Source organism: Pseudomonas sp. 11/12A, from assembly GCF_000800055.1.
In the GTDB taxonomy this organism is placed as follows: Bacteria; Pseudomonadota; Gammaproteobacteria; order Pseudomonadales; family Pseudomonadaceae; genus Aquipseudomonas; species Aquipseudomonas mohnii.
In genome coordinates this window covers 1067414-1091336 of record NZ_JUGV01000001.1, presented here as the reverse complement: position 1 = coordinate 1091336, position 23923 = coordinate 1067414, and the positions used below count along the sequence as shown (strand labels likewise).

The 23923-nt window shown below is 61.1% G+C and carries 23 protein-coding genes; 12 read left to right on the top strand and 11 right to left on the bottom strand.

What is annotated here, in order from left to right:
* Positions 1–789: 789 nt before the first annotated feature.
* The 5 genes from GQ39_RS05125 (at position 790) to GQ39_RS05105 (ending at position 4884) form a co-directional block, all read left to right on the top strand.
* Complete coding sequence (locus GQ39_RS05125) at positions 790–1833, top strand: LLM class flavin-dependent oxidoreductase (protein ID WP_047527857.1); 1044 nt, start codon at positions 790–792, stop codon at positions 1831–1833.
* A gap of 123 nt (positions 1834–1956) precedes the next feature.
* Positions 1957–2109 carry a hypothetical protein gene (locus tag GQ39_RS32950; RefSeq protein WP_167361809.1) on the top strand — a complete coding sequence of 51 codons (153 nt, stop codon included), beginning with the start codon at positions 1957–1959 and terminating at the stop codon, positions 2107–2109.
* A 133-nt stretch (positions 2110–2242) separates the two neighbouring features.
* Positions 2243–2920 (top strand): isochorismatase family cysteine hydrolase, encoded by a 678-nt coding sequence (locus tag GQ39_RS05115; protein ID WP_047527854.1) that lies wholly within the window; start codon positions 2243–2245, stop codon positions 2918–2920.
* A gap of 5 nt (positions 2921–2925) precedes the next feature.
* Positions 2926–4287, top strand: coding sequence for a purine-cytosine permease family protein (locus GQ39_RS05110; protein WP_047527853.1), 1362 nt, complete (start codon positions 2926–2928; stop codon positions 4285–4287).
* 144 nt (positions 4288–4431) lie between these two features.
* Positions 4432–4884 carry a hypothetical protein gene (locus GQ39_RS05105; protein ID WP_047527851.1) on the top strand — a complete coding sequence of 151 codons (453 nt, stop codon included), beginning with the start codon at positions 4432–4434 and terminating at the stop codon, positions 4882–4884.
* A gap of 131 nt (positions 4885–5015) precedes the next feature.
* Here the strand turns inward: GQ39_RS05105 and GQ39_RS05100 are convergent, their stop codons facing one another.
* The 5 genes from GQ39_RS05100 to GQ39_RS05080 all read right to left on the bottom strand — a co-directional run bounded on the left by GQ39_RS05100 (position 5016) and on the right by GQ39_RS05080 (position 8175).
* Positions 5016–5681: an HAD-IA family hydrolase gene (locus GQ39_RS05100; RefSeq protein ID WP_047527849.1), complete on the bottom strand. Its 666-nt coding sequence runs from the start codon at positions 5679–5681 to the stop codon at positions 5016–5018.
* 53 nt (positions 5682–5734) lie between these two features.
* The gene (locus GQ39_RS05095) at positions 5735–6145 is read right to left on the bottom strand and encodes a response regulator (protein ID WP_047527848.1); all 411 of its coding nucleotides are present in this window, start codon (positions 6143–6145) and stop codon (positions 5735–5737) included.
* Between the two features lie 268 nt (positions 6146–6413).
* A complete protein-coding gene (locus GQ39_RS05090; RefSeq protein ID WP_047527846.1) occupies positions 6414–6725 on the bottom strand; it encodes a pentapeptide MXKDX repeat protein in 312 nt (103 codons plus the stop codon).
* Between the two features lie 50 nt (positions 6726–6775).
* On the bottom strand, positions 6776–7561 hold the full coding sequence (locus tag GQ39_RS05085; RefSeq protein WP_047527844.1) for a molybdopterin-dependent oxidoreductase: 786 nt from the start codon (positions 7559–7561) through the stop codon (positions 6776–6778).
* Entirely contained in the window at positions 7558–8175 is a 618-nt protein-coding gene (locus GQ39_RS05080) for a cytochrome b/b6 domain-containing protein (RefSeq protein ID WP_047527843.1), read from the bottom strand. The genes GQ39_RS05085 and GQ39_RS05080 overlap by 4 nt, the downstream gene beginning before the upstream one ends.
* A gap of 281 nt (positions 8176–8456) precedes the next feature.
* On the opposite strand from GQ39_RS05080, the gene GQ39_RS05075 reads away from it, so the two are divergent.
* A complete protein-coding gene (locus GQ39_RS05075) occupies positions 8457–9398 on the top strand; it encodes a class I SAM-dependent methyltransferase (RefSeq protein ID WP_047527841.1) in 942 nt (313 codons plus the stop codon).
* A gap of 45 nt (positions 9399–9443) precedes the next feature.
* Here the strand turns inward: GQ39_RS05075 and GQ39_RS05070 are convergent, their stop codons facing one another.
* Positions 9444–10217 carry a helix-turn-helix transcriptional regulator gene (locus tag GQ39_RS05070; protein WP_047527840.1) on the bottom strand — a complete coding sequence of 258 codons (774 nt, stop codon included), beginning with the start codon at positions 10215–10217 and terminating at the stop codon, positions 9444–9446.
* Positions 10218–10328: 111 nt separating this feature from the next.
* Here GQ39_RS05070 and GQ39_RS05065 point away from each other — a divergent pair, with 111 nt between their 5' ends.
* Complete coding sequence (locus GQ39_RS05065) at positions 10329–11432, top strand: polyamine ABC transporter substrate-binding protein (RefSeq protein WP_047527839.1); 1104 nt, start codon at positions 10329–10331, stop codon at positions 11430–11432.
* Between the two features lie 165 nt (positions 11433–11597).
* Entirely contained in the window at positions 11598–12728 is a 1131-nt protein-coding gene (locus GQ39_RS05060; protein ID WP_047527837.1) for a DmpA family aminopeptidase, read from the top strand.
* 976 nt (positions 12729–13704) lie between these two features.
* Here the strand turns inward: GQ39_RS05060 and GQ39_RS05050 are convergent.
* Complete coding sequence (locus tag GQ39_RS05050; protein ID WP_047527833.1) at positions 13705–14427, bottom strand: GNAT family N-acetyltransferase; 723 nt, start codon at positions 14425–14427, stop codon at positions 13705–13707.
* Positions 14428–14662: 235 nt separating this feature from the next.
* Here GQ39_RS05050 and GQ39_RS05045 point away from each other — a divergent pair, with 235 nt between their 5' ends.
* Both GQ39_RS05045 and GQ39_RS05040 read left to right on the top strand, forming a co-directional pair.
* Complete coding sequence (locus GQ39_RS05045) at positions 14663–15769, top strand: alkene reductase (RefSeq protein WP_047527832.1); 1107 nt, start codon at positions 14663–14665, stop codon at positions 15767–15769.
* A gap of 214 nt (positions 15770–15983) precedes the next feature.
* A complete protein-coding gene (locus GQ39_RS05040) occupies positions 15984–16871 on the top strand; it encodes a LysR substrate-binding domain-containing protein (RefSeq protein ID WP_047538459.1) in 888 nt (295 codons plus the stop codon).
* Between the two features lie 2 nt (positions 16872–16873).
* Here the strand turns inward: GQ39_RS05040 and GQ39_RS05035 are convergent, their stop codons facing one another.
* From GQ39_RS05035 to GQ39_RS05020, 4 genes are all read right to left on the bottom strand, one after another.
* On the bottom strand, positions 16874–18094 hold the full coding sequence (locus tag GQ39_RS05035; protein ID WP_047527830.1) for an MFS transporter: 1221 nt from the start codon (positions 18092–18094) through the stop codon (positions 16874–16876).
* Between the two features lie 129 nt (positions 18095–18223).
* A complete protein-coding gene (locus GQ39_RS05030) occupies positions 18224–19276 on the bottom strand; it encodes a DUF2235 domain-containing protein (protein ID WP_047527828.1) in 1053 nt (350 codons plus the stop codon).
* Positions 19277–19278: 2 nt separating this feature from the next.
* Positions 19279–19881 carry a YceI family protein gene (locus tag GQ39_RS05025; protein WP_052193472.1) on the bottom strand — a complete coding sequence of 201 codons (603 nt, stop codon included), beginning with the start codon at positions 19879–19881 and terminating at the stop codon, positions 19279–19281.
* Between the two features lie 165 nt (positions 19882–20046).
* A complete protein-coding gene (locus GQ39_RS05020) occupies positions 20047–21408 on the bottom strand; it encodes an MATE family efflux transporter (protein ID WP_047527826.1) in 1362 nt (453 codons plus the stop codon).
* 481 nt (positions 21409–21889) lie between these two features.
* On the opposite strand from GQ39_RS05020, the gene GQ39_RS05015 reads away from it, so the two are divergent.
* Both GQ39_RS05015 and GQ39_RS05005 read left to right on the top strand, forming a co-directional pair.
* Positions 21890–22702 (top strand): transporter substrate-binding domain-containing protein, encoded by an 813-nt coding sequence (locus GQ39_RS05015; protein WP_047527825.1) that lies wholly within the window; start codon positions 21890–21892, stop codon positions 22700–22702.
* 463 nt (positions 22703–23165) lie between these two features.
* Positions 23166–23825 carry a carbonic anhydrase gene (locus GQ39_RS05005; protein WP_047527822.1) on the top strand — a complete coding sequence of 220 codons (660 nt, stop codon included), beginning with the start codon at positions 23166–23168 and terminating at the stop codon, positions 23823–23825.
* The last annotated feature ends 98 nt before the right edge of the window (positions 23826–23923 follow it).

The window sequence follows — 23923 nt, the reverse complement described above, 5'->3', positions numbered from 1 at the left end:
CCTGTGGGAGCGAGCCTGCTCGCGATGGGCGTCAACGATAACGCTGGCTGTCTGAATGACTGCGTTGTCCGCACGTTTTTCGCGAGCAGGCTCGCTCCTACAGATCTACGCAAATCCCTGTAGGAGCGAGCCTGCTCGCGATGGGCGTCAACGATAACGCGGGTCGTCTGAATGCCCGTGTTGTCCGCACGTTTTTCGCGAGCAGGCTCGCTCCTACAGATCTACGCAAATCCATGTAGGAGCGAGCCTGCTCGCGATGGACGTCAACGATAACGCGGGTCGTCTGAATGCCCGTGGTGCCCGCACGTTTTTCGCGAGCGGGCTCGCTCCTACAGATCTACGCAAATCCATGTAGGAGCGAGCCTGCTCGCGATGGACGTCAACGATAACGCGGGTCGTCTGAATGCCCGTGGTGCCCGCACGTTTTTCGCGAGCGGGCTCGCTCCTACAGATCTACGCAAATCCCTGTGGGAGCGGGCTTGCCCGCGATGGACGCCAACGATAACGCCGACCGTCTGAATGCCCGTGGTGCCCGCGCCGGAATACATAACCGCCCTCCTGCGTGCCCAGGGACAGATAGGCATAAGCCGAGTGACTCTTGGTAAGTGACCGTCTAAGAGAAATATTTTGCAGATATTCCGTATTATGGTATACCAATAATCAATCAGCCGAACAGCCGTACTCAGGAACGCGCTTTACACTGGCGAGAACACCGGGGAGCCCTGCGCTCATTCCAGGCAACAGGCCCGCAGTCGACAGGCCGACAACAAAAGATCCGAGGTAAGCGTCATGAAATTTTCCCTGTTCGTACACATGGAACGTTGGGACGAAAGCATCAGCCATCGCCAGCTGTTCGAAGACTTGACCGAGCTGACCCTGATGGCCGAAGCCGGTGGTTTCAGCACCGTCTGGATCGGTGAGCACCACGCCATGGAATACACCATCTCGCCGAGCCCGATGCCGCTGCTGGCCTACCTGGCGGCCAAGACCACCACCATCCACCTCGGCGCCGGCACCATCATCGCGCCGTTCTGGCACCCGATCCGGGTCGCCGGCGAATGCGCATTGCTGGACGTGATCAGCAACGGGCGCATGGAAGTGGGCCTGGCCCGTGGTGCTTACCAGGTTGAATTCGACCGCATGGCCGGTGGCATGCCAGCCTCAAGCGGCGGCCAGGCGCTACGGGAAATGGTTCCGGTGGTTCGTGCCCTGTGGCAAGGCGACTACGCCCATGACGGCGACATCTGGAAATTCCCGACCTCTACCAGCGTGCCCAAGCCAATCCAGAAGCCGAACCCGCCGATGTGGATCGCCGCCCGTGACCCGGACTCGCACAACTTCGCCGTGGCCAATGGCTGCAACGTCATGGTGACGCCGTTGATGAAAGGCGACGAAGAAGTACTGGACCTGAAGAACAAGTTCCAGACCGCGCTGGACAACAACCCGGACGTGCCACGCCCGCAACTGATGGTGTTGCGTCACACCCATGTTCACGCAGTCGATGATCCCGAAGGCTGGAAGGTCGGGGCCAAGGCGATCGCCAAGTTCTATCGCACTTTCGATGCCTGGTTCGGCAACAAGGAAACCCCGGTCAACGGCTTCCTGGCGCCAAGCCCGGAAGAGAAATTCGCCGGCCGTCCGGAGTTCGAACTGGACAGCCTGCACAAAACCGCCATGATCGGTACCCCGGAAGAGATCATTCCGCGCATCAAGTACTATCAGGAACTGGGCGTCGACGAGTTCAGCTTCTGGTGCGACAACAGCTTGCCGCACGCCGAGAAGAAGAAATCCCTGGAGCTGTTTATCAAGCACGTGGTCCCGGCGTTCCGCTGAGTCCTCTGAGTTGTGGGAGCGAGCTTGCTCGCGATGGATGTCAGCGATAACGCGTGCATTCTGAATCAACGCGGTGCCTTTGAGTTTTTCGCGAGCGGGCTCGCTCCTACAGGGTCGATTTCCATGTTCAATGGTCGTCTCCAGTCACTCGCCCTTCCCTCCGGCGCCGCGCGGGCTTACCTGCGCGGTGAATGGACCGCTTCGCACCTGCATTTCAAGCGTTTGCGCGCCAGTGTTTCGGCCAAGCAGAACGGCTTCTGGCAAATAGTTCACTGAGCACTCCCGAACAGGAATCCACGTACCTCGACGTCAGGCGATAGCCTCGCGGTTGTGGTGCATTGTGCTTCGGCCCGGTGGTTATCGGGCTGGCTGGACGCAACAGTGTCCGGCCCATGATCAGGTTTGCTCTATGAACAATAAAAACGCACTGTTGATCATCGACATGCAACAGGAGGACGGTTTCGTCCTCGAACACTTCGATTCGGTGCTGGCCAACACCGCCACACTGCTCCAAAGCGCCCGCCAGCAGCGGGTCCCCGTTATCTATACCCGCCATATCAACCAGGCCGACGGCAGTGATCTGCCACCGGGCGAACCCCGCGCCGCCGATGGCGGCCCGAGCGGCTATCGCGCCGGCACGCGGCAAGTGGAGATCATCCAAAGCCTCGCCCCGCGACCCGATGAAGCCGTCGTCGATAAAGGCCGCTACAGCGCTTTCCACCGTACCGACCTCGATGCCCGGCTCAAGGCACTGGACGTCGACACGCTGATCATCGGCGGCGTACTGACCGATGTCTGCGTATTGACCACGGTGTTCGATGCCTTTGCCCTCGGCTACCACATTCGCCTGGTCAGCGATGCGTGCACCACGACCACCGAGGCCGGGCACTATTCGGCGCTGTTGATCATGGCCAACTGGGTCTACTCCCTGGAAATCCTCACCACCGGCGAATGCCGCCGCGCCCTGGAAAACCGTGACTACGTAAGCCTGAGTCCCGAGCACCCGGACCTGTTCGCCCACCAGCCCCACGAACTGCAAAGCACCATCGCCCGCCTGCAAACCCACCTCGTCCGGACTCAGGAGTGATCGCCATGCAAGTTGAAAAAAGAAGCATCGATTTCATCCCCGAAGCCGAACGTCATGGTCAGCCGGGTTCACTGTTTTTCATCTGGTTCGGCGCCAACATGAACATCACCACCATCGCCTCGGGTGTGCTGCCGGTGGTGATGGGGCTCAACCTGTTCTGGAGCGCATTGGCAATCATTATCGGCTCACTGATCGGGGCGATATTCATGGCCTCCCACTCCGCCCAGGGACCGAAACTGGGCATCCCGCAGATGATCCAGAGCCGGGCCCAGTTCGGCGTGCTCGGGGCGGTGTTGCCGCTGTTGTTCGTGATGCTGATCTACCTGGGATTCTTCGTCAGCAACACCCTGCTCGCCGCCCAGGCGCTGGAGTCGGTCAGCCCGTTGCCCGCCAACGGCAACATCTACCTGATCGGCGCCTTGTGCTTCGTCGTCGCGCTCTACGGCTACCGCTTGATTCACCGCCTGCAGAAGCTGCTGTCGATCCTTTCGCTGCTGGTGTTCGTCGTCGCCACGCTCTTCGCCCTGCAACTGTCGATTCCGCCCGAGCAGTGGCTACCGACCGGGTTCTCGCTGTCGAAATTCCTCGTGGCCGTGAGCATTGCCGTCACCTGGCAGCTGTCGTATGCGCCGTATGTCGCCGACTATTCGCGCTACCTGCCCAGCCAAACGCCGACCGCCAAGGTGTTCTGGTACAGCTACGCCGGGACGGTCAGTGGCGGTGCGTGGATGATGATTCTCGGGGCGATCCTGAGCGTCGGCATCGGCGACTTCTCCAGTAACGTCGGCGGCCATGTCGCCGGGCTGTTCGGCAGCGGCGCGCTCCTGCTGTTCGCCTTCATCGTCTACGGCCAGGTGTCGATCAACGTCTTCAACCTGTACGGCGCTTTCATGTCGACCATCACCGTGATCGAACCCTTCGCCCGACTGAAAGTGACACCCCGGGTGCGCGGCCTGTTCATGCTGGTAATCAGCCTGGTGGCCACAGCCCTGTGCACCATCAGTCAGGATGACTTCATCACCTTCTTTCTCAACTTCATTTTCTTCATGAGCTACTTCCTGATCCCGTGGACGGCGATCAATCTGGTGGATTACTACTGCCTGCGCAAAGGTCAGTACCGGATCGATGACATCTTCGACGTCAACGGGATCTATGGCCGGGTCAACTGGACGGCCTGCGGCAGTTTTGTGCTGGCGATTGCGCTGGAGATTCCGTTCATGAACACCACGCTCTACGTCGGCCCGGTGGCCACGGCCCTCGACGGCGTCGACCTGGCCTGGCTGGTCGGGTTGCTGGTGCCGGCCTTGAGCTACTTCTGGCTGATGAAGCTCGGCAAGCGCGCGCCGGTGCTGAAGCAAGCGTCGTAATCGTTAATCTGTGGCAAGGGAGCTTGCTCCCTCGCCACAAGTCAGTGTTCGACCTTGAGTGGACAGCATTGCAGCCCCGGACAGCGATTAATGAGCTATACCCCTTAATCACCCATTGCGGTTCTTCTATGCAGGAGGTTGGCAATGAAATTCAGAAACTCACTTACCGCGCTCATGGTCATGACCAGTCTGTTCGGCTGCGCTACTTCATCAAACAAGAGCGTGTCCGTTACATTGGTTGCCACCCGGCAAAACACTGGTCAGATCGGCAATGTCGCCTTGTCCGACTGGGGCAAACAGACCGGCCTCAGCTTCTTCATCAGTGGTGTTCCAACCGGAGCGGTGCTGCCCTTGCGCCTCTATTCGTTCATCAACAAGGGCAGTTGCGCAAAACCCGGGCCCGTCGCCTACGCCATGAACGACAAGGTCGATACCGAACGCCAGGCCGTACGTGGCTGGTCGTTCAGCCGAAGCGCCCCCGTCGAATTGTCCGTGCTGCTGGCCGGTGAGTATTCCATTGTCGTGCGCACTGCGGCGACCGATGGAAATGTCGATATTTTCTGTGGGGACATCAAGCAAGGCGTTGCGCAGAAATAGCTCAAGGCCAGCACCCGCATCCCGACTGGCGAGGCGACGCCGGCAGCGGTGCGAACGCCCCCTTAACGCTCACCTGACGGCCCTTCAGCAGAACCTGCTGGCGGGCCTTTTTCATTGGAAGGCGCTATCACTCACAAAAGCTGCAGCTGGATCAGGTCGTCGTTCAGTCTGGCCACAATCTGGTCATAACCGGCCAGGGTCGCGTGCGCCGTCTGCATCGGCTGATCATGGGTGGCCGTGACGATCAGCAAATCCGCCCCCGCCGCTTCGGCCGCGAGAATGCCAACAGTGGCGTCTTCGAACACCAGGCACTCGGTGATCTCGACACCCAGTCGCCGGGCCGCCAATCGATAACCCGCCGGATCAGGTTTGCCAGCGCTGACGTCTTCGGCCGTGACCATCACCTGCGGCTCGGGAATCCCGGCGGCGGCCATGCGGCGCAACGCCAACGCTCTGGGGGCCGAGGTGACGATGGCCCATCGATGGGCCGGCAATGACTTGAGAAACCCCGCCGCACCCGCCACCTCTGCCACCCCGTCGACATCCTCGAGTTCCGCCTGGGTGATCCATGCCGCTTCGGCTTCGGCATCGACGCCGGGTAACGCCAGACGGCTGATCGTGTCGATGGCGCGGGCGCCGTGGATGGTCGGCAGGAAGGTCTCGACATCGACGCCGTGACGCTTGGCCCAGGTCGCCCAGACGCGCTCGGCGGCGGCAATGGACGTCAGTACGGTGCCGTCCATATCGAACAGTAAGGCACGGTACGGGTGATGGAAAACGCAGGTTTGAGCGGACAAGGCGGACCTTCCTGTCTAACGGAGCTGGCGGGTGTGATGGCCAATGTACAGGATCAATGCGGCGGAGGATTAGCCTGCAATGCGTTTTGTACGCAGTCGAGCAACTGCCCGAGGGCCCAGGGTTTCTTGATGAACCAAACCGCATGCCGCACGCCTGAACTTTCGGGGGTTTCATAGCCGGACATGATCATGATCGGCTTGTCCGGCCAGCGATCACCGACCAGGTTGGCCAGGTCCGCGCCATTGAGCTTGCCCGGCATGGTGATGTCGGTCAGCAGCATCCGCACATCCTGCGCATGCTGCTCCAGATACTGCGATGCAGCGTCCGCACTGGTCTGCGGCTGCACCACAAAGCCTTCGTCCTGCAGGATTTCACAGAGAAACTCCAGAATGAGCGGGTCATCCTCAACCACCAGGATCAACCCGCCAGGAAGGTGTTCGCCCGCTGTCGGTACTCGACTCATGACCGTGCCGCTCCCTGATGCTTCAATGAATTCGCGGGCTCAATGCCGCTGCCTACAGGTAGGAGCAGCGGAGTGGGCGGAAATTCATTTTTGATGCAGGCAAAGGGTGAAACCAGGCAATGGCATGGGGCATGACTTCAAGTCATAGGGTGATAAACCTGTAGGAGCGAGCCTGCTCGCGATGAGGTTTACCAGTCGATATTGATGTTGACTGACACACCGTCATCGCGAGCAAGCTCGCTCCCACAGGGTTTGCAGTTGGCCGGGGTTACTGCGACATGGCGTCCTTTTTCATCGCGTCCTTGCTCATGCTGTCCTTGGACATGGCGTCTTTCTTCATCGCATCTTTGGACATGGCATCTTTGGACATGGCATCTTTTTTCATCGCGTCCTTGGACATGGTGTCCTTGGACATTGAATCCTTGGTCATCGCGTCTTTTTTCATCGTGTCCTTGGACATGGCGTCCTTGGACATCGAGTCTTTGCTCATGCTGTCATTGCTCATCGTATCGGCGGCAAACACGCTGGCGGCGCCGACGGCCAGGCACAGGGACAGAACAACGGTGGTCAACTTTTTCATGATGAAACTCCTTGATGCATGGGGGGACAAGCGAAGTTGCCGGGCGCCTGTCAGCTGCCACCGAACCAGTTGTAGCCCTGGTCTTCCCAGTAGCCACCGCTGTAGGTGTTGCTGACGAAAATCGCCTGGATGTGTTTGGGGTTCTTGTAGCCGAGCTTGGTGGGCATGCGCAGCTTCATCGGGAAACCGTATTCGCGAGGCAGCACGGCGCCGTCATAGGTCAGCGCCAGCAGGGTTTGCGCATGCAGTGCGGTGGCCATGTCGATGCTGGTGTAGTAGTCGTCGGCGCACTTGAAGCCGACGTATTTGGCATCGGTGTCGGCGCCCACGCGTTTGAGGAAATCGCTGAAGCGCACACCACCCCAGCGGCCGATCGCGCTCCAGCCTTCGACGCAAATGTGCCGGGTGATCTGGTCGGTCTGCGCCATCGCGCGCAGCTCTTCGAGGCGCCAGCTGCGCTTGTCGGCGACCAGGCCGGTCACTTCCAGGCGATAACTCTCCTGGTCCACCGCCGGTGCCTCGTCGATGCCATAGAAGGCATTGAAAGGAAACGGCCGGGTGATCATCGATTCCGGATAGGTCGGCGCCATGGCGTTGGGGTTGAACAGCCAGCCCTGCACCCGATCGTTGAAGCGCGACATCGACGACAAGGCGGTGTCGACGCTTTCGTTGTCGGTGAGGTTGCAGCCGGACAACATGGCCACACCACCGAGGGTCAGGCCGCGCAGCAGGAACGAACGGCGCGAGCGGTCTTCGATCTGCGGGGCGAGGATTTTGCGGGCGTCGGTCAGGATGGACGACTCGTCCAGACCCGATCCTTGAATGGGCTTTTTCATACGGGCTCCTTGCGACCCACGATCATGGCCAAGAGTGTTTTTGGCACCAGCGCGACCATCACCAGATGCACCGCCACGAAAGCGACCAACAGCGCCATGGCGAAGAAGTGCACACGTCGTGCGCCTTCGTAGCCCCACAGCAGCTCACGCAACAGCGGGAACTGCACGGACTTCCACAGCACCAGCCCGGAAAGCACCAGCAGCGTGATATCGACCATCACGAACAGGTAGGCCACGCGCTGCACCTGGTTGTAATGACTGAGGTCGGCGTGACCGAGTTTGCCCCGCAACGCGGCCCACAGGTCTTGCAGCACGCCTTTGGGCGAGACCGGGAAAAAGCGCCGTTTCAGGCGCCCGCTGAACAGGTTGAACGCCAGATAGACAAGACCGTTGATCGCCAGGAACCACATGGCCGCGAAGTGCCATTGCAACGCACCACCGAGCCAGCCGCCGAGGGTGATCGACTTGGGAAAGCTGAAATCGAAGATCGGCGAGGCGTTGTAGATGCGCCAACCGCTGGTGACCATGACCAGCACCGCCAGGGCGTTGAGCCAGTGGGTCAGCCTTAGCCATCGTGGATGGCTGGCTCTGGGTGAGGCAGGTAGCGGCGACATGACGGGCTCCCGGCTGTTGTTGTTCGTTGGGGCCGAGTATGGGAGCCGCAAGGTCGCCAAATCCTCACGTAAAGTTAAATAAATCGTGATAACTACCCCACCCGATCCCTTGTAGGAGCGAGCCTGCTCGCGATGGTCGTTAACGAAAACGCGGGAAGTCTGACACCCCGCAGCGTACTCAAGTCCATCGCGAGCAGGCTCGCTCCTACAAGGTTTGTGGGAGCCGCCCATGCTGCAACTATGGTTAAATGCCGCCCCCTTCAAATGACCGACCCGACCCGATGAACCCTGAAGCCCTCGACACCCTCCGCGAACATTTGCTGACCGCCCTGGCGGCCGCCCCCGCCGAAACCCGCCGCCTGTTCCACGGCCGTGGCCGCTGCTGGCCGGGGCTGGAGCAATTGACCGTCGACTGGCTGCAAGGCGTGGTGCTGGTGGCACTGTTCAAGGAGCCGGAAGCGGCGCAGCTGGAGGCGTTGAAACAGCTTCTGCTGGCATTCACGCAGTCAGACGCCTGGGCGCAATCCGGCGCGCACACCCTGCTGCTGCAACATCGCTACCTGCTGCAAAGCACCACCGAATGGTTGCTCGGGGAAGAAATCGACGAGCTGACGATTGTCGAGGGCGGTCTGAAGTACCGGGTGGACCTGGGGCGCAAACAGAACACCGGCCTGTTTCTGGACATGCGCTACGGTCGCGATTGGGTACGGGCCAACGCCGAGGGCAAACGGGTGCTAAACCTGTTCGCCTACACCTGCGGCTTCTCCGTTGCCGCCATCGAGGGCGGCGCGACCCACGTGGTCAATCTCGACATGTCCAGCCCGGCCCTGAGCCGCGGTCGCGACAATCACCGGCTCAATGGGCATGACCTGGGCAAGGTGACCTTTCTTGGCCACGACCTGTTCAAGTCCTGGGGCAAAGTCATCGGCAAAGGCCCGTACGACCTGGTGATCATCGACCCGCCGTCGTTCCAGAAAGGCAGCTTCCTGCTGACCAAGGACTACCAGCGCGTGCTGCGCCGCCTGCCGGAATTGCTCGCTGAAAACGGCACCGTTCTGGCCTGCATGAACGACCCGGCCTTCGGTGCCGACTTCCTGATCGACGGCGTCACCCGCGAAGCGCCGAGCCTGCAATTCATCGAACGACTGGAGAATCCGCCGGAATTTCCGGATGCCGATATCGAATGCGGGCTGAAGGCGTTGGTGTTCAAACTGCAAAGCTGAAACACCGCCTTCGCCGGCGAGCCGGCGCCTGCAAAAGCGAAAGCGTCAGCGTGGCCGCAAAACCAGGGCAAACAGCTCGCCATGTCCGTTCACATTGAGCTTGTGATAGAGGTTGCGTCGATGCACCTTCACCGTCTCCGGCGAGATACCCATGTGCTGGGCGATGGCCTTGCTGGAGAAGCCCTGGAGAATCAGGCGCGCGGTTTCTATTTCCCGTGCCGACAGGCGTGCATCGAAGCGGTCCAGCAAGGTCGCCAGATCACCGGCCACCGCCTCGGCGGCCGGCCCTTGCGGCGGCAGCAGTTGCGTATGTCGACGCATGGCGGCCAGCACCCAATCGCGCACGCACAGCAGGCGACCCTGCTCTTCGAGGCTGAAGCGTGTCGAACGTCCCAGGGACAAACCGAGCACGGCGCCTTCGACGTTGAGCATGAACTGCAATTCGTCGCCGCCGACCACCGAACGGAAGTAACTCAGGTAGTACTCGCTCTGCTGGAACTGGTCGGGTGCCACCGATTCGAGGCTGTGCAAGCCATCGGCGATGCCCGCGCACACGGCCAGGTAGAACGGATCGAGCAGGTACATGCCGGCGCGGTAATCCGCCAGTTCTTCATGCTCGTCGACAGCGCCCCGCGAGTCGAAATCAATCAGCAGGCTGGGCACCCGTCCGGCCTGCATCACCGCGACCAGCGCGTTGTCCAGCGGCACCAGCAAACGCAGGGTGTCGACCAGCGCCCGCCAGAAGCCCTCCTGGCCCACGGCGCCAAACACCCGCGCCAGCCCCTGGTGCAGCGGTAACTCTTTCAACAACGCGTCCACGCACTACCCCTTTCGAGTAACCCATGATGGGAATGGGTGACGGCCACCCCGGTCGATACGCTGCAGACTCCTGATTATCACCGGCCTGCAGCAGGCCAGGAGTGCCGCATCATGAGTGGTCACCGCTCGTATTTCAATCTGGGGTTGGGCGCCTGTCTGGCGATCTCGTTGTCGGCGGTCGCCGCCGATGGCGAGACCGTGCATGTGTACAACTGGTACGACTACATCGGCCCGAACACCCTGCATGACTTCAAGCGTGACACCGGTATCCAGCCGGTCTATGACACCTTCGACAGCGCCGAAGTCCTGGAAGGAAAACTGCTGACCAGCCGCAGCGGCTACGACGTGGTGGTGGCCAGCAACTTCAGCCTGCCGACCCTGATCAAGGCCGGCGCCCTCGCCCCGCTGCCCCACGCCCGGATGCCGGATTTCACTAACATGGACGCGGATCTGATGGCGAAACTGGCCAAAAACGATCCGGGCAACCAGTACGCCGTGCCGTACCTGTGGGGCACGAACGGCATCGGCTACAACGTCGACAAGGTCCGCGCTGCCCTGGGTGACAAGGCGCCGGTGGACTCCTGGGACCTGGTGTTCAAGGAAGAGAACCTGGCCAAGCTCGGCCAGTGCGGCGTGGCGATGCTCGATTCGCCCTCGGAAATGCTGCCGGTCGCCCTGCACTACTTGGGCCTGCCGCCCAACAGCACCAACCCCGAGGACTACAACAAGGCCGAAGCGCTGCTGCTCAAGCTGCGTCCGCACATCGCTTACTTCAATTCGTCGAAATTCATCAGCGATCTGTCCAACGGCAACATCTGCGTCGCGGTGGGCTGGTCCGGCGCGATGCTGGAGGCCAAGGCCACCGCCGAACAGGCCGGCAATGGCGTGAAGATCGCCTACAGCCTGCCCAAGGAAGGCGCGCCGCTGTGGTTCGACACCCTGGTGTTGCTCAAGGATGCCCCGCATCCGCAACAGGGGCTGGCGTTCATCGACTACCTGATGCGTGCCGACGTCATTGCCCCGGTCAGCAATCACCTCAACTACCCCAACGGCAACCGCAACGCGACGGCCCTGGTGGCCGAGGCAACCCGCAACAACCCTGCGGTCTACCCGTCGGCCGAGGCCCTGGCCACCCTGTTCACCCTGCAACCCTTGCCGCCGGCTACCGAACGGGTGCGCACGCGGATCTGGAGCAAGGTCAAGAATGGGCAGTAACCACACCACTAATCCTGTGGGAGCGAGCGTGCTCGCGAAGACGTCGGGTCAGTCGACATCACTTCGCCTGATACACCGCATTCGCGAGCAGGCGCGCTCCCACAAGTGAATCACCGCTGTCAGCCAGATATTTTCCAACCCACGAATTCGAAGATGAGTAAACCGATGAAACCACGTGCCCGCGACCTCAATATCCAGTTTGGCCAACTGCAACCCGGCCCGCTCAATGCCATCACCGATGTCCCCGGCGTGCGCGTCGGCCACAGCAATGTGCGCGGCCGCAGTGCCAAGGGTCGTGACATCCTCACCGGTGTCACCGTGATCGAACCGCGTGCCGGTTCGACCAGCCTGCAACCGTGTTTTGCCGGCGTTCATGTGCTCAATGGCAATGGCGACGCGACCGGTCTGGAATGGATTCGCGAAGCGGGTCTGCTGACCAGCCCGATCGCCTTCACCAACACCCATAGCCTGGGCGTGGTGCGAGATGCGCTGATCGTGCTGGACCGTGAGCAGCAACCGGACGACGGCCGGCTCTACTGGAACATGCCGGTCGTGCTGGAGACCTTCGACGGTTTGCTCAACGACATCAACGGCTTCCATGTGCAGGTCGAGCATGTGGCCCAGGCCCTGCGTACAGCAGAAAGCGGCCCGGTGGCCGAGGGCAATGTCGGCGGTGGCAGCGGCATGATCTGCCATGAATTCAAGGGCGGCATCGGCACCGCTTCACGGCGTCTGAACAATGCCCAGGGCGGCTGGACGGTCGGCGCCATCGTCCAGGCCAACCACGGTATTCGCGGTGAGTTGCGCGTCGATGGCTACCCGGTCGGGCGCTACATGGAACAGGTCGATTCGCCGTTCCTCAAGGCGTCGCTGCCACATCCGGGCATGGGTTCGATCGTGGTGTGCCTGGCCACCGATGCGCCGTTGCTGCCACACCAATGCACACGCCTGGCGCAGCGTGCCAGCCTCGGCCTGGCCCGCACCGGCGGTGGTAACGAAGACCACAGCGGTGACATCTTCATCGCCTTTTCCACCGGCAACCCGCACGTGCCGCCCGCCGCCTACGAGAGCAAACGCGCGCCCACCACGGGCAACCTGAGCATGGTCAATAACGATCACATCAGCGAATTGTTCCTGGCGGCCACCGAAGCGGTGGAAGAAGCCATCATCAACGCCCTGCTGGCCGCCGACAGTGCCGAAGGCAATGGGCATGCCGTGCCGGGACTGGATCCGGAAACGCTGCTCGATGCCCTGCAGCAGGCCGGATGGCCGGGCGCCGGGAAAACAAAAAACTGACAATTATGGGGGTGATTCGACTAGCGGTACTTGAGGTCGAACCCCCAACTTCCTACGATGAATCTGCGCAGCCGCTTGCTTGCCCAAGCCGTTGCGCAGGTGGTGAGTGTACTGAACCCCTATCAAGCTCACCGCCTGCTTCATGCGCATCTTGAGCCTCAATGGCTCCACTTCCTCCCCATCAAAGAGCTTTGAGGCTCTTTTTTAACTGCGCGACTTCCAGACCAGAAAAAGCCCGGCAAATGGCCGGGCTCTGTGCTGCCTGAAATCCGCCCCTTGTGGAAGCGGGCCGGCCCGCGATGGACGTCAACGATAACGCCGGCTGTCTGAATGCCCGTGTTGCCCGGGCGTTTTTCGCGAGCAGGCTCGCTCCTACAGGTGCCATGCAGATCCTTGTGGGAGCGGGCTTGCCCGCGATGGACGTCGACGATAACGCCGGCTGTCTGAATGCCCGTGTTGCCCGGGCGTTTTCGCGAGCAGGCTCGCTCCTACAGGTGCCATGCAGATCCTTGTGGGAGCGGGCCTGCCCGCGATGGACGTCAACGATAACGCTGGCTGTCTGAATGCCCGTGTTGTCCGTGCGTTTTTCGCGAGCAGGCTCGCTCCTACAGGTGCCATGCAGATCCTTGTGGGAGCGGGCCTGCCCGCGATGGACGTCAACGATAACGCCGGCTGTCTGAATGCCCGTGTTGTCCGTGCGTTTTTCGCGAGCAGGCTCGCTCCTACAGGTGCCATGCAGATCCTTGTGGGAGCGGGCCTGCCCGCGATGGACGTCGACGATAACGCCGGCTGTCTGAATGCCCGTATTGTCCGTGCGTTTTTCGCGAGCAGGCTCGCTCCTACAGGTGCCATGCAATTCCTTGTGGGAGCGGGCTTGCCCGCGATGGACGTGAACGATAACGCCGGCTGTCTGAATGCCCGTGTTGCCCGTGCGCTTTTCGCGAGCAGGCTCGCTCCTACAGGTTTGATCGGGTTATCAGACCAGGCGCAAGCGCGGGCCAGTGGCCGGCACGGCGTCTTCCCCCAACCGTTTACGCACAAACTCGTTGGCCTTGCGCGTCAATTGGTCCAGATGCCGGTCACGCTGTTTTTCCGCGTCGAGCATGGCGCGCTTGCCATGTTTTTGCAGCAGGTAGGTGTGAATCTGCCGCACTTCCAGGGAGCTGTAGATTGACGCCACATCCAGCAGCGCCATCAGGCCGTCGCTGCCGTGATCGCGGGTATTCATCAGCACCTGGGTAGCGCGCACACCCACGACCTGAAAGCCCATCGCTTCGAAGTACGGCACCTTGCCCACTGCACAAGTCAGCTCGGCATGGGGATAGCGACCGACCATCTCCCGCAGCATTTTGCGCGCAACGCCCTGGCGCCGATGGCTGGCATCCACCGCCATATAAGCCACGCCGCACGCCTCGGGATCGTCCTTGACCGGCAAGTACAGCAAAAAGCCGATGACCTTGTCCGGGTCGTCCAGATCGGTGGCGACCAGCAACTCCACATCAATCCCTTTCGCCCCGTTCAACGCCTCCAGATACAGGTGCACCTCATAGCCAATCGCATACTGGTAGACGTTGTACAACAGGTTGCTGGGCGGGATCGCGACCATGCTGATGTCGGTCAGGTTATCGACCACCATCTGCAGGATCTGGCTGTTGATGTGCTCGGGACACGGGGTTTTGAAGTGGCTGATCTGGGGCATTGCGGGGGCTGACTCCGGGGGCTGGGGTGAAGCGTTGATCGCGAGGCTGCCTATCATAACGTGCCCGGGCGCATTACTCGCCTGCCAAACCGTCGAGACGGCTGAACGTCCGGCCGCGGAAACTGGCGCCGGAGCGATTACGGAGCAATGCGTCCTGAGAGAGCGGATCGCCGGGCCGTTTTTCTCCACACTCGCCTGGCCTAAGGTGGCCTCCAGACATTTAACGGAGATCACCATGAGACACCCCACCCTGCTGTCCAACATCCAGATCGGCCCCTACTCCCTCAGCCATCGCGTAGTCATGGCACCGCTGACCCGCATGCGTTCGGAGCCCGGCGACCTGCCGGGTGCGTTGATGGCCGAGTACTACTCGCAACGCGCCACCGATGGCGGCCTGATCATTTCCGAAGCGACGGTTGTGTCCACCACCGGCAACGGCTACCTCGGTTCGCCCGGCCTGTATAACGATGCACAAATTCCGGGCTGGAAGGCCATCACCGAAGCCGTCCACGCCAAGGGCGGGCGGATTTTCCTGCAGCTCTTCCATGCCGGTCGCCAGTCCCACAGCGACATGCAGCCCGACGGCGCGCCACCGGTCGCGCCTTCGCAGGTCGATTACAACGGCGTTGCCTACACCGCCAACGGCTGGGTGCCGAGCACGCCGCACCGCGCTCTCGACGAAATGGAAGTCGAGGCGCTGGTCGAAGATTTCCGCCGTGCCGCGCAACGGGGTTTGCAAGCCGGTTTCGACGGCGTGGAAATCCACGGCGCCAACGGTTACCTGATCGACCAGTTCCTGCAGGACGGTAGCAACCGCCGCACCGATGCCTACGGCGGCACCATTGCCAAGCGTGCGCGCTTCCTGATGGATATCACCCGTGCAGTGATTTCGGTATGGGGCAGCGAACGCGTGGCCGTGCGGCTCGGGCCCAGCGGCAACTTCGGCGACATGCACGACAGTGATCCCGAAGCCCTGTTCGTCTACGTCGCGCAGCAGCTGGCACCGCTGCAACTGGCCTATCTGCACTTGATCGAGCCCCGGGTACTGGGCAATTCCATCGATGAAAGCAAGGACCAGAACCCGGTGGCCGCGCAGTTGATCCGCCGGCATTACAACGGTCTGATCGTTGCCGCCGGTGGCTTCACCGCCACGTCGGCCGAGCAGATCCTCCAGGCAGGCGACGCAGACTTGGTGGCTTTCGGTCGTGACTTCATCGCCAACCCCGACTTGCCGGAGCGCATTCGCCATGACCGGCCGCTCAACGCCTACGACCGGGAGACGTTTTACGGGGGTAACGAGGTGGGATTTACTGATTATCCGGTCTATCAGCACAGCGCCTGACATTGGCGCTGGATGCAACATCGCTATCGCGAGCGGGCTCGCTCCCACATTGGGTCTGCGTCGTGCACGAATAATGTGCTCGCCAAAGACCCCTTGTGGGAGCGAGCCTGCTCGCGAATGGGGCCACCCGGTTTCCAGGCCAAACCTCTGCTTTGCAATTGCCCCTCCCCCCTCTACTCTGCGTTAACCCTCCCAGCACCGAGCACATCCCATGATGGACAGCCTCAGCGGTATCACGGCCTTCATTCAAGTGGCCGAAACCCGCAGCTTCACCGAAGCCGGGCGCCTGCTGGAAATCTCCTCGTCCGCGGTGGGCAAGAGCGTGGCGCGGATGGAGGAACGCTTGGGTGTCCGGCTCTTCCACCGCAGCACCCGCAGCGTCACCCTGACCACCGAAGGCGAGCTGTTCCTGGACCGCTGCAAACGCATCCTCAGTGAAGTGGAAGCCGCGCAAATGGAGCTGCTGGACCTGTCCGCCAATCCACGGGGCAAAGTGCGCATCAGCGTGCCGATCCAGAACGTGTTGATCATGCCGGTGCTGGCCGGGTTCATGCGCGCCTACCCGGACATCGAATTGGACGTGGACATGTCCGACCGCATGGTGGACGTGATCGAGGAAGGGTTCGATGCGGTGATCCGCACCGGCGCACCGCAAGATTCGCGGCTGATGGCGCGTAAACTGGGCGGCTATCAATTGCAGTTGGTGGCATCGCCGGAGTATCTGCGAGAGCACGGCGAGCCGACGCATCCGGACGACCTGATCGGCCACGTCTGCCTGCTGCACAAGTTTCCGGCCACCGGGATGATCGAGCGCTGGCCGCTGCGGATTGGCGAAACGCACATCGAGCCGCACCTGTCGAAGGCGTTGACCTGTACGACGATGGACCCGCTGACGTACCTGGCGATCGATGGGGTGGGGATTGCCTGCCTGCCGGACTTTTCAATCCGCCAGCCACTCGCCGACGGCAGGCTGAAGGTGGTGCTGGAGGATTACACTGACCATACCGGCAACCTGTGGATGCTCTGGCCCGCCTCGAAGCAGACCGCGCCGAGGCTGCGGGTGTTGATCGATTACTTCAAGGACAACATTCTCAAGGGCTGAACTCAGCGTTGCAGCGCCTCGGCAATCGGTGCCTTGCCGAGGCCGAAGCTGAGCATCACCGCCACCCCGAGCATGCCAATGCCTGCGCCCAACCACAGCGCCGACGGTACGCCGTGATGATCCACCATCCAGCCACCGAACAACGAACCCGAGGCAATCGCCACCTGGAACATGGTGACCAGCATCGCCGAACTCGCTTCCGGCAACTGCGGCGAAGTCAGTTGCATCCAGGTGCTCACACCCAGCGGAATCGCGCCATAGGCAATGCCCCATGCCAGCACCGCCAACACCACACCCGCTCCCTGCAACTGCGGCAACGCCAGTTGCGCGATGACCATCAGCAGCACCACCGCACCCAACGACGCCCGCAGGTGCCGGGCAACCCCGCTGGCCATGGCGAAGTTGGCCAGCATGCCGACCAGGCCGAAGCCCAACAGGATCGAGGTGATGGCGCCCGTCGAGTAGCCCGCTTCACGGCCAAGAAATGGCGCGATGTAGGTGTAGGCCGAGAAGTGCGCCGCCACCACCAGGCCCAGCAGCAACATGCTGCGCCGGGCGTTTTTGCGCGCCAGGAAGCTCAGCAGCGCGCGCACCTGCAAGCCGTCCCGGGATGGCAATGAAGGCAGGGTCAGGCCTTGGGCGATCAAGGCCAGCAGCGCTAATGCCGCGGCAACGGCAAAGGACACGCGCCAGGAGAACAAGCTGCCGAGAAAGGTGCCGAACGGCACGCCAAACACGGTGGCCAAGGTAATGCCGGCGAAGATCAACGCCGTGGCTTTGGCGGCGTTCGATTCACTGACCAGTCGCCCGGCCACGGCAATCGCCACCGCCCAGAAACCACCCAGCGCCACCCCCAACAACGCCCGTCCCAGCAGCATCACTGGCAGCGACGGCGCGATGGCCGACACCAGGTTGGCAATCAACTGCAACAGCGTCAGCAACAACAGCAACTGCCGGCGGTTCATCCGCCCAGCCCCCAACATGATTGCAGGCGCAGCGATGGCCGCGACGATCCCCGGCACGGTCACCATCAACCCGGCCACCCCGTCGGTGATGCCCAGGCTGCTGGAGATAGACGGCAGGACGCCAACGGGCAGGTATTCGGTGGTGACAAAGGCAAAGGCGCCCAATGCCACCGAATACACCGACAGCCAGTCGCGCCAGGAGGACGGCTGCCCCTGGGCGAGCGCGGGGTTGGCCGGTAATGCAGGTGAATCGTTCATGGCAAAGCTCCACTGAAATGAGTGGAGCCATGCTAGGTACCCCGCCGCCGGGGAAAAATGGGCTGCAGATCCGATCACTCTGGAGCGATGACTCCGCAATCGAACGCGCGTGCGTACGATGGCGCGGGATCAACTGATCTTGTTCAGCGGTCGGTAATCGCCAGACAAGAACACACCCACCGGATTCTTGGGCCGATACGTGCCCACCGTGGTCACCCGCTGCTGCACGCTGTCATCGATGCATTCCTGGCCGAAGGTCTTGGTGCCGACCGGCCGGAAATACCGGGCATTGAGCAAGCGGTAGGTTCCACCGAGGAAATCACTGTAGGAGTCGGTGACGTCCGGCAGGTTTTTCGGCTGCCGGGGAATTTTCATCGGGTCCAGCTCTAACCCGCAGTCCATGGCCTTGTTGGCCATCCAGCGCAGCGGAATATCCGACAGGTTGTTATCGGCATAACCGCCTCCGACGTTGGCATGGGCCCCACAGAACCACAGCTGCTCCATGACCTGATTGGGCTTGGCGATCGGGTCCCACAGCGTGCACTCGTAGTTTTCCCGATGTTCATCGATGGCCACGGCATGGAAGGCATTGCGCACAATCCCGCTGAGCTCAGTGTCGTGAAATTCGTAATATTTGTGGTTGAACCACTCGGCCGATTTGAACGGAACACCCAACGCCCCGACCGTGTCCCAGACGCCCAGGAAGTGGATCTCGATTTCCCGCGAGTAGCTTTGCCGAAAGTACTGGGCGTTTTCGGTGTCGGCGCTGGAGTCACGGGTGCGGTACAGGCTGTAGGCCTCATCGATACGATTGAGGTGTCGTTTGGTCAGCAACCCGACGTTTCGAATCAGCCCCACCAGGCTGCGCGCCGAATAAGCGCCGCGACTGAAGCCGATGATGTACACCTGATCACCGTCTTCGTAACTCTTGGCCAGGGCCAGGTAACCTTCCTTGATCTTCTTCGACAGGCCGACCCCGAATGCCCCGCCTTCAAGCTTGTCGTACCAATCGGTGCCCACACCGGCGATGTACACCGCATGCTGGACCGTGCCGTCCTTGTGCGCGGGCAGGATCGCATCATGCAATTTAACGACGTTGGTGCTCGAGTCGCCGTCGATTTCCGGCGCCTGATCCGGCAGGTTCCAGGTACCATCAAAGGCGATGATGATTTTTTTTGGCATGACTATCTCCCTTCAGTAACGGGCATTGCTTGATCGCTGCGTTGCGGCGCGACCATGCGAAACCGGATGTTGATGTCGTCGGAAACCACACCGCTGGCGAACTCCCCTTCGCCGATGTTGAAGTCACTGCGTTTAAGCGTTAACTGACCGTCGAAAATGCCGATGGCGTCCTCCACCTTTAGCAGAACCGGCACCACTACCTCCCGTGTTTGCCCACGGAGCGTGAGGTGACCGGTGATCTGATAGCGGTTGTTGCCAAGGTCTTTGGCGCCGTTCGACTCAAAAATCGCCTGCGGATAAACCGCCGTATCGAACCAGGCGGTTTTCTTCAGTTCGCTGTTGGCGTCGCTGCTGCCGGCATCGATGCTGTCGAGCTCGATGATCAACCTGGCATGGGCCGATTCGGGCCTGACCGTATCGAAATAGAGGCTGCCTTCGAACCTGGAAAAGGTGCCATACACGCTCGCCCCCATCTGGTCAAAGGTAAAGCTGATGGTACTGGCCGTGGTGTTGACATCGGCGTACTGCGCCGCCTCGGCGACGGGCTGGGCGCCCGCCGCGAAGAGGGCCGCCAGGAGGGTGAAACGAGGGAATCGAAAGTTCATGGAACGCTCCGGGCCAGAGCCTCCTCAGGGGTTGAGGTGGCCAGCGCACGCCAGCCAGCAACAGAAGGACTAAAGCAAAGAACGGCGCTTTATTCCACCTCCTACCCGTTATGGCGGATCGCCAGCATTCGCGATGCACCAGACGTCAGGCGTATTCCGAGATACCTACACCAACCGCTCAATCTTCTGATGCTTCCACACCTGTTTGTAATACAGCGTCTGCAACGCCAGCATCCCCAGGTACGCCAACGGAAACGCCATCCACACCCCCGGCAGCCCGAACCGCGCATCCAGCAGGTACGCCGCCGGCAATTGCACGCCGACCACGCACACAATGGAAATACCCACCGGCACCATCACCGTGCCACTGGCGCGCATGATGCCGCCGATGACCGCCTGGAAGCCGAACACCAGCAGGCTCCAGAGCATGATGTGCAACAGGTGTTCGGCCATGCTTCGCGTCGCCTCTTCGGTGAGGAACAGGCCCAGCAACCAGTGCGACAGCGCATAGCTCAACACCACCAGGCCGCCGGTCAGGCACAGGCTGATCATCAGCCCCGTGCGCAAAATCGAGCCGATGCGTTCGATGCGCCCTGCCCCAATCGCCTGCGCACCGAGGATCGATGCCGCGATCGCAATCGACAGCGCCGGGAACTGCACATAATTGACGATCTGCGTCACCGCGCCATACGCCGCCGTCGCCTGGGAACCGTGCTGGTTCACCAGCGCCAGGATCACCAGCTCCGACAGCGACAACACCACCATCTGCAACCCGGTCGGCAAGCCGATGCGCAGCACCTTGCCCAGGATCGCCCCGTCCAGCTTCATCGCCGCGAAAAACTCCCGGTCCGGCGCCAACGGATGCCCCCTGCGAATCAAGCGCCACGCCAGCCAGCCCATCGCCGCCAGGTTACTGACCAACCCGGCAAACGCCGCACTCTGAATCCCCATCGGCGGCAACCCCACCCAGCCGCGAATCAACGCCGGCGTCAGCGCCAACCCGATACAGGTCGAGACCACCAGCGCCAGCAGCGGCGACAAGGTATCGCTCACCCCGCGCAGCAACTGGGTGAACAGCACGAACACCAGCAGCGTCGGCATGAACCACAACATCACATGGGCATACGCCACCGCATCGTCCAGCACATCCGCCGGCGTCCCCAACCCCACCAGCGACGCCCGCGCAAACACACTCCCCACCACTGCCGCGACCAGACCGATCAACAAGCCCAACAACAAGGTCGACCCGGCGATGGCCTTCACCAAATGCTTCTCCCGTGCGCCCCAGGCCTGCCCGATCAACACCCCCGCCCCCGCGCCGAGGCCGATGATCAGGGCGATGAAGAAAAACACGATGGGGAACATGCCGGACACGGCGGCCAGGGCCTGAGTGCCGAGCATTTGGCCGATGTAAATGCTGTTGACGGTGCCGGACATGGCCTGAAGGAAATTCGACAGGACCATGGGGGCGAGAAACAGGAGGTAGGTTTTCCAGAGGGGGCGTTGGGGTTGGGTGGGGGTTTGCATGGGGTGGAGGTCCATCTCGACGGCGTGAGGGTTGATAGGGATAGCTTCGGTGAGTTACGAGCCAGGGGCAATGAACATTTGAGGGTTGGGTTTGGATTTCTGGCGTGGGGGGCGGAAGGTCTGAGGTTTCGTCGTCTTGGGTCCTACAAAAAGCTCGGAATGGCTCACCTACCGAGCGGATTCCATGCCGCTTATAGTCTGCGCCGTCGCCCAAATGGCGATTCGGGTTTAGTGACCAGACAACAGACGGACGTTGGTTTCGTTTTATCTGGGCCAAAAAAGCAGGCCGTCGTTGCGGGTCGCTGGGGTGAAAATGACCCCGGTTCTTGAACACGGCCAAGTATCTGCATAGTCTTGCCGGGCGTTTCCATCGATAGCCATTAGCGCCTATTGATCGTCGACTGGGAAGTGGGGCTGCGATCGACCTGTGTTCGAGGTATCGACCTACTGTTTATGAGGGACGACCGTTCAATGAGGAAACATGCGTTCAGCAAAGATGAACTCAAGCAAGTGGCAGTCCAGACCGATGCTGCTGATGTGCCTTCTTTATCTACTGGCTCCGAGCACCGTCGCTGCGCTGGAAACGCGTGAGACGATGACGATCCTGGCAGAGGATGCAGCCCCGCCATGGTCGGAGCATGACGGCACGGGTTACGCCAATGATGTAGTGGTCGCCGCCTTTAAGGAAATGGCGGTCGACGTTCAGCTCAAAGTCGTACCCTACGCCCGGTGCAAGTACATGGTGCTCAATGGCACGAACATCGCTTGCTTTAACATGAGTTGGTCGCCCGAATTCGAGGGCAAGATCAAACTGGCCGCGCAACCCATCTTTACGGTTAACAATGACATTTTCGAACAGGTGAACGCGCCCTTGCCCAAGCCAAGCAAAGGCACATGCACCTTGCCGCCCGGCACGGTAGTGGGCTCGGTCAGAGACTACGAGTACTCGACCCAAGCCACAGCGCTACGGTCCGCGGGAATAGTGTTTGAGAGCGCCGAATCTGATGGGCAGAACCTTCGGAAGCTCGCTGCTCGCCGCCTGTCTGCCGCCTTGATCGTGACCAGTGACCTGGAAGCAAAAGAGCAGAAGGCCAAACTGGCGGGCACAGAAGAGGCTGTTCGGTTTGCCTTCAATTGCGGGGTGGTAACCGCGACCATAGGCTTTAGCCTGACTCACCCTGACGGATTGCGGGCGTTGAAGATCTATGAGGAAGGCTATCGGCGCATACAGGCTAACGGCGTGCTCGAGCAAATCCATATCCGCCGGTTCCCCTCGCAACCTGTCGTTGATTGATGACGGGAAAATGAGGACTGATCTGTTTTTTCACTGCACTTTATAAAGCCGTCACCCCAACGCGGCCTGACCACTCCAGTTTTTGAACATGCAATGCCCCACAGAGATACACAGGAAATACTGTCTAACCGTTAAGAATAGAAGGTTCCTGCCCTGCATCGATTCGCCAAGGATTTTGAGAGGCTGCATTTGGTCGTTCTCTGCCTGTGGCGACCGGCTGAAAACGGCCAGAAGCAATGGGATGCCTAAAAAACCAGGCAATTCACGCGCCTTTCAGGCCAGCGAAAGGTCAATGGCGGCTGCCAGGAGGCATCGGACATTCGCCGCGCTGGTCGTGTCTCGAAGTGCATCGTTGATCCAGTAAAGCCAACGCGCGTGAGGTCTGCGATAATGACGACCACAGCGGCGCGATGGCATATCGAGTGCTCGTGCCACCATCCGCTACTCGGGTTTGGAGGACTCCATGCGTGACATTATTGACGGCTTTCTGCGCTTTCAGCGCGAGGTTTATCCGCAACGCGTCGAGCTTTTCAAGCAGCTCGCGACGACACAAAATCCGAAGGCGCTATTCGTCACCTGCTCAGACAGTCGTGTTGTGCCCGAACTCCTGACACAGCGCGAGCCGGGTGAACTGTTCGTGATTCGCAACGCCGGCAACATTGTGCCGTCGTATGGTCCCGAACCCGGCGGCGTCTCGGCCACCGTCGAATATGCGGTCGCAGTGCTCGGCGTACAGGACATCGTGATCTGCGGTCACTCAGACTGCGGAGCGATGGGCGCGATTTCACGCTGCACGTGTCTGGATCATCTTCCGGCAGTCGCTAACTGGCTACGTCACTCGGACGCCGCGAAAGCGATTAACGCGGCGCATGAGTTCGACACGCCACGCGCGAAACTCGATGGCCTCGTGCGCGAAAACGTGATCGCGCAACTGGCGAATCTGCGTACGCATCCATCGGTAGCCCTCGCGCTCGAGCAGGGGCGCATGAATCTGCACGGCTGGGTCTACGACATCGAGGCGGGGTGCATCGATGCGCTGGATGGCGCGACACGACAGTTCGTTTCACTTGCCGAGTCGCCGACCACCGTGGCGATCGCTGCGCGCAACGGCAAACAGATGTAATGGCGACAGACAAGTGAGGGTGGCCGCATGACTTCCGGTCCTTCGTGAATGTCTGTTTAAGACCAATAGCTGCCCTTCATGATCGGCAGCTATTGGCA

Coding starts and splice junctions, on each gene's coding strand:
- GQ39_RS05060 (WP_047527837.1), top strand. CDS start 11,598: ATGAAACCACGTGCCCGCGACCTCAATATCCAGTTTGGCCAACTGCAA.
- GQ39_RS05085 (WP_047527844.1), bottom strand. CDS start 7,561: ATGAAAAAGCCCATTCAAGGATCGGGTCTGGACGAGTCGTCCATCCTG.
- GQ39_RS05040 (WP_047538459.1), top strand. CDS start 15,984: ATGGACAGCCTCAGCGGTATCACGGCCTTCATTCAAGTGGCCGAAACC.
- GQ39_RS05075 (WP_047527841.1), top strand. CDS start 8,457: ATGAACCCTGAAGCCCTCGACACCCTCCGCGAACATTTGCTGACCGCC.
- GQ39_RS05030 (WP_047527828.1), bottom strand. CDS start 19,276: ATGCCAAAAAAAATCATCATCGCCTTTGATGGTACCTGGAACCTGCCG.
- GQ39_RS05115 (WP_047527854.1), top strand. CDS start 2,243: ATGAACAATAAAAACGCACTGTTGATCATCGACATGCAACAGGAGGAC.
- GQ39_RS05065 (WP_047527839.1), top strand. CDS start 10,329: ATGAGTGGTCACCGCTCGTATTTCAATCTGGGGTTGGGCGCCTGTCTG.
- GQ39_RS05045 (WP_047527832.1), top strand. CDS start 14,663: ATGAGACACCCCACCCTGCTGTCCAACATCCAGATCGGCCCCTACTCC.
- GQ39_RS05050 (WP_047527833.1), bottom strand. CDS start 14,427: ATGCCCCAGATCAGCCACTTCAAAACCCCGTGTCCCGAGCACATCAAC.
- GQ39_RS05090 (WP_047527846.1), bottom strand. CDS start 6,725: ATGAAAAAGTTGACCACCGTTGTTCTGTCCCTGTGCCTGGCCGTCGGC.
- GQ39_RS05125 (WP_047527857.1), top strand. CDS start 790: ATGAAATTTTCCCTGTTCGTACACATGGAACGTTGGGACGAAAGCATC.
- GQ39_RS05105 (WP_047527851.1), top strand. CDS start 4,432: ATGAAATTCAGAAACTCACTTACCGCGCTCATGGTCATGACCAGTCTG.
- GQ39_RS05005 (WP_047527822.1), top strand. CDS start 23,166: ATGCGTGACATTATTGACGGCTTTCTGCGCTTTCAGCGCGAGGTTTAT.
- GQ39_RS05095 (WP_047527848.1), bottom strand. CDS start 6,145: ATGAGTCGAGTACCGACAGCGGGCGAACACCTTCCTGGCGGGTTGATC.
- GQ39_RS05020 (WP_047527826.1), bottom strand. CDS start 21,408: ATGCAAACCCCCACCCAACCCCAACGCCCCCTCTGGAAAACCTACCTC.
- GQ39_RS05110 (WP_047527853.1), top strand. CDS start 2,926: ATGCAAGTTGAAAAAAGAAGCATCGATTTCATCCCCGAAGCCGAACGT.
- GQ39_RS05015 (WP_047527825.1), top strand. CDS start 21,890: ATGCGTTCAGCAAAGATGAACTCAAGCAAGTGGCAGTCCAGACCGATG.
- GQ39_RS05080 (WP_047527843.1), bottom strand. CDS start 8,175: ATGTCGCCGCTACCTGCCTCACCCAGAGCCAGCCATCCACGATGGCTA.
- GQ39_RS05025 (WP_052193472.1), bottom strand. CDS start 19,881: ATGAACTTTCGATTCCCTCGTTTCACCCTCCTGGCGGCCCTCTTCGCG.
- GQ39_RS05035 (WP_047527830.1), bottom strand. CDS start 18,094: ATGAACGATTCACCTGCATTACCGGCCAACCCCGCGCTCGCCCAGGGG.
- GQ39_RS32950 (WP_167361809.1), top strand. CDS start 1,957: ATGTTCAATGGTCGTCTCCAGTCACTCGCCCTTCCCTCCGGCGCCGCG.